This is a genomic window from Roseovarius sp. TE539 (assembly GCF_003298505.1).
GTDB lineage: Bacteria > Pseudomonadota > Alphaproteobacteria > Rhodobacterales > Rhodobacteraceae > Roseovarius.
On the sequence record NZ_QNGB01000030.1, the window covers coordinates 32,031 to 41,480 of the forward strand.

Genomic DNA, 9,450 nt, shown 5'->3' on the forward strand with positions numbered 1-9,450 from the left:
TGAGGGCATGCAGGTCTGGGACCTGGTCGGGCGGCTCGGTGGCCAGCTGCGCGTGCAGCCCCGCGCGGTGATCGGCTGGGACATGTCGGCAGCACTCGCACTCGGCAACGCGCTGGGCGTGCCACCTCTGGCCATGGCCGAGCTGTTGCCCGTCCTCGAGGCGGTGATGGTGGTCAAGTTGAACGCGCAATTGGAGGCGAATGGCGACCCGCATGTCAGTCCTTGATCTTCTCGATCAGGGTGACGCCGGGCAGTCCGTCGAAATGCGCATCACAGGTCAGCAAGGCAGCCCCCTGTGCACGGGCGGTCGCGAGTATGATGGCATCCGCGGTCGCCAGCTTGTGGGCGCTGCACACCTCCGCCGCCGCCAGCGCGATCTCGGTGTCGAGCGGGATGACAGTGCAAACCTGCGTGAAGGCAATCACCTGGTCTGCCTTGTCCTCGCCGACCTCGCGCGTCACCCATTTGGCCAGTTCCAGCTGAACCATGGTCGGGACCAGCCACTCGGGCTGTTCGGGCAGCTGCGGCGCCAGTTTGTCGCCGGTCGGCGATCCGACCAGCCACTCGATCCAGGCTGATGTGTCGACGAGGATCATCAGACCCGATCGCTGCGGTCGCGATAGTCGGTCGGCGCGGCGCCGCGCGCGAGGCCCTTCAGCGTCTCCCGCTTCGGCACCGGCACCAAGAGGACGCCCATCCCTTTCGGGATGAACGCGAAGGTCAGCCCGGCCTCCCAGTGCTGCGCCGTGCGGATCGCCTTGGGGATCGAGATCTGAAACTTCGAGGACAGGGTCGCGGTCTCGGCCATGCTCATACTTTCAATTTATCGATGCGCCAAACGTAAGACAGGCGCACTGGCAATTCAAGGATCATGCCCATGGCCGAGAAACGGGTGAGCGTCCGCCTCGCGGCGACGGGCGGGCGGCAGGTGCGCGCCGAGCTCGAGGGCGTGGGCGAGGCCGGCAAGCGCGGCTTCGGTCGGCTCAGCCAGGAGATGGAGGCGGCAAACCGGCGGCTGGCGGGCTTTGCACGCCGGGTTCGCGTGGCGTCCGCCGCCGCCGTCGCGGCTGCCACGGCGGCGGGCGTGGCGATGGTGCGCTCGGGCCTGCAAACCGTCGATGCGCAGGCCAAGCTGGCGCAGTCGCTGGGGACTACCGTCGCCTCGATCCAGACCTTGGAGCGCGCGGGCGAACTGGCCGGCGTGGCCATGTCCGGCATCGAGCAGGCCACGAAGGACCTGACACGCCGTCTCAGCCAGGCGGCCGCCGGGACAGGCCCCGCCGCAGACGCGCTGGACCGTCTGGGGCTCTCGGCCACCGATCTGATCGCGCTGCCGCTTGACCAGCGGGTCGGTGCGATCAACGCAGCGATCGAGGACTTCGTGCCGGCCGCCGAGCGCGCCGCCGTCGCGGGCCAGCTTTTCGGCGAGGAAGGCTCCATCGCCATGGCGCGGATCGACAGTGCGACACTGCGCCAGGCGACAGAGGACGTGCGCGCCTTCGGCGTCGTGGTGTCTGAACAGGACGCCGCCCGGATCGAGCGGACCAATGACGCCATCTCGCGGCTGGGGCTGGTCTGGCGCGGGCTGTCGAACCAGTTGGCCATCGCAGCCGCCCCCGCGCTGGAAACCGTGGCTGAGGCCATCGCGGCGGTCGCGCGGACGACAGGCCCGCTGGGCCAGGCCATCCAGGGGCTGTTTGCCAACCTGGGGCGGCTCACCAGCATTGCCGGCGCCTTCGCCGCCTTCCTGGCCGGGCGCTGGGTCGCCGGCATGGCCGCCGCGGCGCTGTCGGTCCGCGGGCTTGCCACGGCGCTGGTCGTGCTGCGCGGTGCGCTGATCCGCACCGGTATCGGGGCGCTGATCGTCGGTGCGGGCGAGCTGGTCTACCAGTTCACGCGCCTCGTGCAGGGGGCTGGCGGCTTTGGCGAGGCGATGGGGCTCTTGAAAGGTGTTGCCGCCGAGGTCTGGGAGCGCATCAAGACCGGGGCCGCGGCCGCTGGCGCCGCCGCCACGGCAATGTTCTTCGATCTCAAGGCCGACGCCGCCTCCGGCATGCAGAGCGCCATCGAAAGCGTGGTGGGCTTCGGCAACACGGCCGTGAACACATTTGAAGGCGCCTTTGAGGCGATCAAGGCCACCTGGGGCCTGCTGCCTGCTGCCATCGGTGATCTGGCCTTCCAGGCCGCAAACAGCCTGGTCGACGGGGTCGAGGCGATGCTCAACGGCGTGGTCTCGCGGATCAATGGCTTCATCGGCGGCATCAATACCGGGCTGGAAGCGCTGGGCTCGGACCGACGGATCTCCGTGGTGCCCGATCTGGACCTCGGTGAGATCGAGAACCGCTTCGAGGGCGCGGCGAGCGCGGCCGGTACGGCGGCCCAGGAGGCCTTCGACCGCGCCTTCGAGGACAACGCGCTCACGGCCCCCGATCTCGGGCTCGCCGGCGCCGCAACTGAGGCGCTCGAGTCCGCCAACCTCTATCGTGGGGTGGCGCGGGATCTCGCCAACAGCGCCCGCGCACCGCTGGCAAGCTGGCAGGCGCTGCGGGATGCGGTGCGCGGCAGCGATGAGGATGGCGCGGACGCGCTGACAAAGGCCACCAGTGCGGCCGAGCGGTTGGAAACCGCGCTCAATGAGGCCGGCACCGCCACCACCGGGGCTGGGGCTGCAGCCAGGGCTGCCGCTGCCGCAGCTAAGCCCGACACCGAGGCCACCGTCACTGGCTGGCAGGCGGTCACCGCGGCACTGTCAGACTACGCCAGCAGGGCACGCGAGATCGGCGGCGATATCGGCCAGAGTCTTGTCGGCGCCTTTCGCTCGGCCGAGACTGCGGTGGGCGAATTCGTGAAGACCGGCAAGCTGAAGGTCCGCGACCTGGTTACCTCGCTGCTGGCGAACCTCGCCAAGCTCGCCGCACGCCGCTTCATCCTCGGCCCGATCGCGAATGCGCTGTCGGGCGCGCTGGGCGGCAAGGCGGGCGGGATATTCGCGGATGTCCTGCACGCCGGCGGCCTTGCCGGCGCCGCCGGCCCCGCGCGCAGGGTCCCCGCCATGGCCTTTGCGGATGCCCCACGCATGCATGGCGGCGGCATGGCCGGGCTCAAACCCGACGAGGTGCCGGCGATCCTGCAGCGCGGCGAGCGGGTGCTCTCGCGCCGGCAGACCCGCGAGTACGACGCCCCGCGCCGCGACCGCGAGGCCGCCACGATCGTCAACATCTCGATCCAGACCCGCGACGCCGAGAGCTTCCGGCAATCAAGGACACAAGTGGCTGCGGATATTTCTCGGGCAGTTTCGCTTGGGCGCAGGGGGATGTGACCATGCTCTGCCTGATCATCAAGAAAGGGGGCGACAACGAGAGCTTCCGGCAGTCGCGGACGCAGGGTGAGGCCGAAGAGCGGAACGTCCAGTGGACGTTTCGCCGGCCGAACGCCGACATCTCGCGCGCGGTGGCCATGGGCCGGAGGGGCATGTGAGTGCGACCCCGCAAGTGGGAACCGGTTGCGGGGGCCAGAGCGCGAACCACGGAGAGACTTGATGGCGTTTCACGAGGTCCGGTTTCCGGACAACATCAGCCGTGGCGCGCGTGGCGGGCCCGAGCGGCGGACACAGATCGTCGAGCTCGCATCGGGCGAGGAGGAGCGGAACGCCAGCTGGGCGAACAGCAGGCGGCGCTATGATGTCGCCTACGGCATCCGCCGGGCCGACGATCTCGCCGCCGTCGTCGCCTTCTTCGAGGCGCGCAACGGCCGACTGCACGGCTTCCGCTTCAAGGACTGGGGCGATTACAAGTCGGGCCTGCCGTCCGCGGCGATCTCGCCGACCGACCAGGAGATCGGCACGGGCAATGGCAGCCTCACGGAATTCGCGCTGCTGAAACGCTACAGCTCCGGCGCGCAATCCTGGACCCGTGCCATCGCCAAGCCCGTGGCCGGCAGCGTCCGCGTCGCGCTCGGCGGCATTGAGCAGATGTCGGGCTGGTCCATCGACATGACCACCGGGGTCGTGACCTTCGATACCGCCCCAGCCGCGGGCGTCGCGGTCATCGCCGGCTTCGCCTTCGACGTGCCGGTCCGGTTTGACACCGACGCGCTCGACGTGACGCTCGACCTCGAGCGGCTCGGCTCGATCACCTCCATTCCGCTTCTGGAGATCCGGCGATGAACGACACCGGCGTTCGCGGGGCTAACGCGGCGGTCCGAAGGACGGCGCCACGGTCCCCGCTCACCGGCGCAGCCGTGCTGCGCGACCTCATGCAAACTTCAAGACCGCGGGGCATCCGCCATGAATGACGGATCCGGCTTCATCGCAGCGGTCCTCAGGGAACTTGCCACATCCACCGCCGTGATTCTCGCCGCCTGGGGTGCGCTCGGCGGTGCCACGAACGCGCTGACCACGAAGATGCGCCTGCGGGATGCGCTGCGCCACATCCTCCTCGGCGGGCTGATCGCGGCCGGGATGGGCAGTCTCTCCATGGCCGTCATCACAGCCTGGCTGCGGCTGCCGCCCGAAGCGATCCCGGCCGGGGGAGCGGCCGGCTCGGCTGCCTACCTCGTCGGCGTTTTCGGCCCGGCCTTCATCGAGGTTGTCCTCGCCCGGCTGCGCGCCGCCAAGGGGCGCAAGGATGACTGAGTTTCTCCGCCTTGCCCGCGCGCTGCGCACCGGGTGCGAGGATCCCGGCACACGGTTCGCGCACCGGCTGCGCGTTGGCCTCGCCGTTGCGGCGCTGATCCTGATCTTCTCGTTTCTGGAGTAATCCCATGCAGATGACCGAGCGGGGCCTGCTGGCCCTGGCCGGGCACGAAGGAGTCGTGCCCGCGCCCTACCGCGATTCCACCGGCACCTGGACCTTCGGCATCGGCCATACGGCCGCGGCCGGGCCGCCCGACCCTGCGGCGATGTCCCGCGGCATGCCCGCCGATTTAGGCGCCGGGATCCGCGAGGCGTTCCGCGTCTTCCGCGCCGACCTCGCGACCTACGAGGCCGAGGTTCTGGCCGCGGTGACGGTTCCGCTGGCGCCGCACGAGTTCGATGCGCTGGTCAGCTTTCACTACAACACGGGCGGCATCGCCCGCGCTGCGCTGACCCGCCACCTGAACGCCGGCGACCGCGAAGCCGCGGCGCAGGCCTTCCTCAACTGGCGGCGGCCGGCGGAGATCATTCCGCGGCGCAAGGCGGAGCGCGACCTGTTCCGCCATGGCCGCTATCCCGGCGGGCCCATCCCGGTCTGGTCCGTGGATTCTGCGGGCCGCGTGGACGTCTCGCGCCCTGTACGGCGGCTGACCGAAGACGAGGCTCTGGCGCTTCTGCGGCCGTTGCCGCTGCCGAGGCCGCCGGTCCTCGATCGTGCTCCCGACGCGCCCACCGGCTGGTTCGCCCGGCTGGCCGCCTTTGTCTCCACCCTGATCCGGAGGGCCTGATCCATGCGCTACGTTCGCCCCAATTCCATGACCTGGTGGGCGGGACTGCTCGCCATGCTCACCGGCATCGCGTCTCTCGCGCTGCCCGCCACCGGGCCCCTCGGGGAGTTCTCTCGCCTCGTCGCGCTGCTCGCGGGCTCAGGCGATGCCTCTCCCGCAGGGCTGATGTTCCTCGGTTTGGGCCTGATCGGCCTGCGCGACCGGATCGAGCGCGGGTTCCGCGGCGATGGCTGACCTTCTGATCTGGCTGGTCGCGGCGCTCGGCGCGGTCGGGGGCGTCGTCCTCGGCCGGCTCTGGGGCCGCGTCGAAGGGAAGCGCGCGGGCAAGCAGGAGGCCGAACGCGATGCCATGGAAGACAAGAACGAGCGTGTCGAGCGCGGGCGCGATGCGGTTCGCGATGGCCGCGGCGCTGGCGATCCTGCTGAGCGGCTGCGCCGCAACGATGGGCGTTGGTAATGCCGGCTGCGCCTCCTATGCCGAGGCACGGCTCGCCCGACCGCCCGCCGAGACCGTCGCGGAGGTTCCGCCGGACTGGGCGGTCTGGATCGCCGATCTCGACGACCGCATGACGGGGACCTGCCAATGAAGACCCTCGATTCCGCCCTGCAGGCCCATCTCGACGAGAGCACGACGACGCTCGCCTGGTGCTGGCGGATCACCCGCGCCGACGGCGTCACTTTCGGTTTCACCGATCACGACCGGAGGCTCAGCTTCGATGGCACCGATTTCGAGCCCGAGAGCGGGCTCACCGCGTCCGAGGTCCGTTCGGGCTCGGACCTCTCGGTCGATGCACAGGACGCCGAGGGCGTGCTGACCTCGGACCGGATCACCGAGACCGACATCCTCGACGGCCGCTGGGACAACGCCGAGGTCGAGGTCTGGCGGGCGAACTGGGCCGACACGGCTCAGCGCGTGCTGATGCGCCGCGGGGCCATCGGCCAGATCCGGCGTGGGCGGCTGGCCTTCGTCGCGGAGGTACGATCGCTCGCGCATGTGCTGGGCCAGACGGTGGGGCGGACATTTCAGGCGACCTGCGACGCCGCGCTTGGCGATGGGCGCTGCGGCGTCGATCTGGAGGATCCCGTCTACAAGGGGACGGGCGCCGTGATCGATCTCCTGCGCGACCGTGCCTTCACCGCCTCGGGAATCGGCGGCTTCGACGCGGGCTGGTTCACTTTCGGCACCATCGCATGGTCCAGCGGCGCCAACGCAGGCCGGCGCACTGAGGTGCTGGGCCATGACGTAACGGACGGCGTGGCGATCCTGACCCTGCTCGAAGCGCCGGTGCGCGCGATCGCCGAGGGCGATGCCTTCACCATCCGCGCGGGCTGCGACAAGCGCATCGAGACCTGCGGCGCGAAGTTCGCCAACACCGCCAATTTCCGCGGCTTCCCGCACATCCCCGGCCAGGATACGATCCTGCGCTACGCGACCAATGACGGCGGTCACGACGGGGGCGTGCTGTGAACCCGGCCGATCCCACCCGCGTCATCGCCATCGCACGGACCTGGCTCGGCACGCCCTATCACGACCAGGCGAGCCTGCGGGGCGTCGGCTGCGATTGCCTCGGCCTCGCGCGCGGCGTCTGGCGCGAGGTCGTCGGCCCCGAGCCGTTCCCGATCCCGCCCTACAGCCGCGACTGGGGCGAGACCGGACCACGTGAGGTGCTGGCCGACGGCGCGCGCACCATGATGATCGAGGTGCCGCCCACTGAGGCCGATCCCAGCGCGCTGGTGCTGTTCCGGATGATGCCGCGAGCCATCGCCAAGCATGTCGGCATCCTGACCGGCCCCGGCTCCTTCCTCCATGCCTACGAGCGGCTCGGCGTCATCGAGGAACCGCTCAAGCCGTCCTGGCGGCGGCGCATCGCCTTCGCCTTCCTCTTCCCGCAACGCTGATTTCCACACATGGCCACCCTCGTTCTCGGCGCGGCCGGCGCCGCCATCGGCGGGGCGATCCTCGGCGTCAGCGCCGCGACCATCGGCGGCTTCGTCGGCTCGACCATCGGGTCCGTCGTTGACAGTTGGATCGTGTCCTCGCTTGCGCCCACCCAGCGCATCGAGGGGCCGCGGCTCGACAGCCTCCGGATCACGTCCTCGACCGAGGGTGCCGTCATCCCGCGCGTCTACGGCCGGATGCGCATGGGCGGTAACGTGATCTGGGCGACGGATTTCCGCGAGGAGACCAGGACCACCACGCAGGGCGGCGGCAAGGGCGGCGGTGGGGGCGGCAAGGTCAAGACGACCGAGTATCTCTACTACGCCTCCTTTGCCGTCGCGCTCTGCGAGGGGCCCATCACCGGTATCGGGCGCATCTGGGCCGACGGCAAGCTCCTCGACACCGCCGGGATCACCTGGCGCTGGTATCCGGGCGACGAGGCCCAGACCGCCGACCCGTTCATCGCCGCGAAGATGGGCGCCACAAACACGCCGGCCTATCGCGGCACGGCCTACGTGGTCTTCGAGGACCTGCCGCTCGGCAATTACGGCAACCGCCTGCCGCAGCTCTCCTTCGAGGTGTTCCGCCCGCTGGCCGATCCCGACACGGCCGAGGGGCTGACCCGCGCCGTCACCATGATCCCGGCCTCGGGCGAGTTCACCTACGCGACGACGGGCATCCGCAAGGGCAGCGACGGGGCGCAGACGCCTGAGAACCTGAACGCGCTCTCGGACACCGCCGACATGGTGGTGGCGCTCGACCGGCTGCAGGCCATGGCACCGAAGGTGGAGAGCGTCAGCCTCGTGGTCGCCTGGTTCGGGAACGACCTGCGCGCTGGCGACTGCACGATCCGACCCGGCGTGGAAGTGTCGGCCAAGACGACGAGCCCGCAGACCTGGTTCGTCAACGGTGTCTCACGCTCAGCCGCCCATCTCGTCAGTCGTGACGACGAGGACCGGCCCGTCTATGGCGGCACGCCGGCTGACTTCGCCGTGGTCCAGGCGATCAAGGAGATGAAGGCCCGCGGCCTGCGCGTGACGTTCTATCCCTTCATCCTGATGGACGTGCCGCCCGGCAACACGCTGCCGAACCCCTATTCCGACAACGCCGCGGAGACCGGCCAGCCCGCATTCCCCTGGCGGGGGCGGATCACCTGCTCGCCCGCCGCTGGTTTCGCCGGGACCGTGGACAAGACCGCCACGGCCGCAAGCCAGGTCGCGGCCTTCTTCGGCGGGGCGAGTCCGTCCGACTTCGCCGTCTCGGGCGAGACGGTTTCCTGGAGCGGCGCGCCCGGCGATTGGGGCCTGCGCCGGATGGTGCTGCACTACGCCCATCTCTGCGCAGCGGCCGGCGGGGTTGACGCCTTCCTGATCGGGACGGAGATGCGCGGGCTGACCACGATCCGCTCGGGGGCCAACGCCTATCCGTCGGCGCAGGCCTTCCGCGATCTGGCGGCCGACGTCCGCTCGATCCTCGGGGCGGGCACGGCGATCAGCTACGCTGCCGACTGGAGCGAGTACTTCGGACACCAGCCGGGCGACGGTAGCGGCGACGTGTTCTTCCACCTCGATCCGCTCTGGGCCGACGGCAATGTCGATTTCATCGGCATCGACAACTACATGCCGCTCTCCGACTGGCGTGACGGGTTCGAGCACGCCGACGCGGCCGAGGGCTGGCCCGCGATCTACGACCGGGCCTACCTGCAGGCGAACATCGCGGGCGGCGAAGGCTTCGACTGGTTCTATGCCAGCGCGGCGGATCGGTCGGCGCAGATCCGCACCCCGATCACCGACGGTGCCGCGGCCAAGCCGTGGGTCTTCCGCTACAAGGATCTGCGCGCCTGGTGGTCGAACCCGCATTACAACCGCCCCGGTGGCGTGGAGAGCGCGACGCCGACGGCGTGGGCGCCGCAATCCAAGCCGATCTGGTTCACCGAGTTGGGCTGTCCCGCCATCGACCGGGGTGTCAATCTGCATTCAAAACTGACCCATCGTGATCATTTAAAAATGACCCACCTGGGGGGTAGCAAAGCCCACAGGCGAGCGCCCCCCATATAGCAGGCTCGTCTGTGGGCTTTGCTTTTTCTGGTT

Annotated in this window: 13 protein-coding genes and 1 pseudogene; 12 read left to right on the forward strand and 2 right to left on the reverse strand. The window is 69.8% G+C overall.

The annotated features are described in order from the left end of the window. Window positions 1-7 precede the first annotated feature (7 nt). On the forward strand, window positions 8-226 hold the full coding sequence (locus DQW77_RS15180; RefSeq protein ID WP_113259073.1) for a hypothetical protein: 219 nt from the start codon (window positions 8-10) through the stop codon (window positions 224-226). On the opposite strand, the gene DQW77_RS15185 is transcribed toward DQW77_RS15180, so the two are convergent. Together DQW77_RS15185 and DQW77_RS15190 are read right to left on the reverse strand one after the other, a co-directional pair. Continuing rightward, the gene (locus tag DQW77_RS15185; protein ID WP_113259074.1) at window positions 216-596 is read right to left on the reverse strand and encodes a type II toxin-antitoxin system VapC family toxin; all 381 of its coding nucleotides are present in this window, start codon (window positions 594-596) and stop codon (window positions 216-218) included. The two genes, DQW77_RS15180 and DQW77_RS15185, sit on opposite strands and share 11 nt — an antisense overlap. Continuing rightward, window positions 596-808, reverse strand: a complete 213-nt coding sequence (locus tag DQW77_RS15190; protein WP_113259085.1) for an AbrB/MazE/SpoVT family DNA-binding domain-containing protein — start codon at window positions 806-808, stop codon at window positions 596-598. The genes DQW77_RS15185 and DQW77_RS15190 overlap by 1 nt, the downstream gene beginning before the upstream one ends. Window positions 809-877: 69 nt before the next feature. Between DQW77_RS15190 and DQW77_RS15195 the strand changes: the two genes are divergently transcribed. The 11 genes and pseudogenes from DQW77_RS15195 to DQW77_RS15235 all read left to right on the forward strand — a co-directional run. Then, a complete protein-coding gene (locus DQW77_RS15195; protein WP_113259075.1) occupies window positions 878-3,319 on the forward strand; it encodes a phage tail tape measure C-terminal domain-containing protein in 2,442 nt (813 codons plus the stop codon). A 2-nt stretch (window positions 3,320-3,321) separates the two neighbouring features. Continuing rightward, window positions 3,322-3,477 (forward strand): hypothetical protein, encoded by a 156-nt coding sequence (locus tag DQW77_RS18255; RefSeq protein ID WP_181711292.1) that lies wholly within the window; start codon window positions 3,322-3,324, stop codon window positions 3,475-3,477. A 61-nt stretch (window positions 3,478-3,538) separates the two neighbouring features. After that, window positions 3,539-4,165 carry a DUF2460 domain-containing protein gene (locus tag DQW77_RS15200; RefSeq protein WP_113259076.1) on the forward strand — a complete coding sequence of 209 codons (627 nt, stop codon included), beginning with the start codon at window positions 3,539-3,541 and terminating at the stop codon, window positions 4,163-4,165. 120 nt (window positions 4,166-4,285) lie between these two features. Continuing rightward, window positions 4,286-4,633 (forward strand): hypothetical protein, encoded by a 348-nt coding sequence (locus DQW77_RS15205; protein WP_113259077.1) that lies wholly within the window; start codon window positions 4,286-4,288, stop codon window positions 4,631-4,633. Beyond that, a complete protein-coding gene (locus DQW77_RS18625) occupies window positions 4,626-4,757 on the forward strand; it encodes a hypothetical protein (protein ID WP_258523876.1) in 132 nt (43 codons plus the stop codon). Before DQW77_RS15205 ends, DQW77_RS18625 begins: the two co-directional genes overlap by 8 nt. 4 nt (window positions 4,758-4,761) lie before the next feature. Beyond that, the gene (locus DQW77_RS15210) at window positions 4,762-5,421 is read left to right on the forward strand and encodes a lysozyme (protein ID WP_113259078.1); all 660 of its coding nucleotides are present in this window, start codon (window positions 4,762-4,764) and stop codon (window positions 5,419-5,421) included. 3 nt (window positions 5,422-5,424) lie between these two features. After that, a complete protein-coding gene (locus DQW77_RS15215) occupies window positions 5,425-5,655 on the forward strand; it encodes a hypothetical protein (protein ID WP_147094987.1) in 231 nt (76 codons plus the stop codon). A 110-nt stretch (window positions 5,656-5,765) separates the two neighbouring features. Then, complete coding sequence (locus DQW77_RS18070; protein WP_147094988.1) at window positions 5,766-6,008, forward strand: hypothetical protein; 243 nt, start codon at window positions 5,766-5,768, stop codon at window positions 6,006-6,008. Beyond that, entirely contained in the window at window positions 6,005-6,889 is an 885-nt protein-coding gene (locus tag DQW77_RS15225; protein WP_113259081.1) for a DUF2163 domain-containing protein, read from the forward strand. The genes DQW77_RS18070 and DQW77_RS15225 overlap by 4 nt, the downstream gene beginning before the upstream one ends. After that, on the forward strand, window positions 6,886-7,320 hold the full coding sequence (locus DQW77_RS15230; protein ID WP_113259082.1) for an NlpC/P60 family protein: 435 nt from the start codon (window positions 6,886-6,888) through the stop codon (window positions 7,318-7,320). The genes DQW77_RS15225 and DQW77_RS15230 overlap by 4 nt, the downstream gene beginning before the upstream one ends. A gap of 9 nt (window positions 7,321-7,329) precedes the next feature. Continuing rightward, window positions 7,330-9,330: pseudogene (locus tag DQW77_RS15235) on the forward strand (glycoside hydrolase TIM-barrel-like domain-containing protein); the annotation flags it as partial. Window positions 9,331-9,450 lie beyond the last annotated feature (120 nt).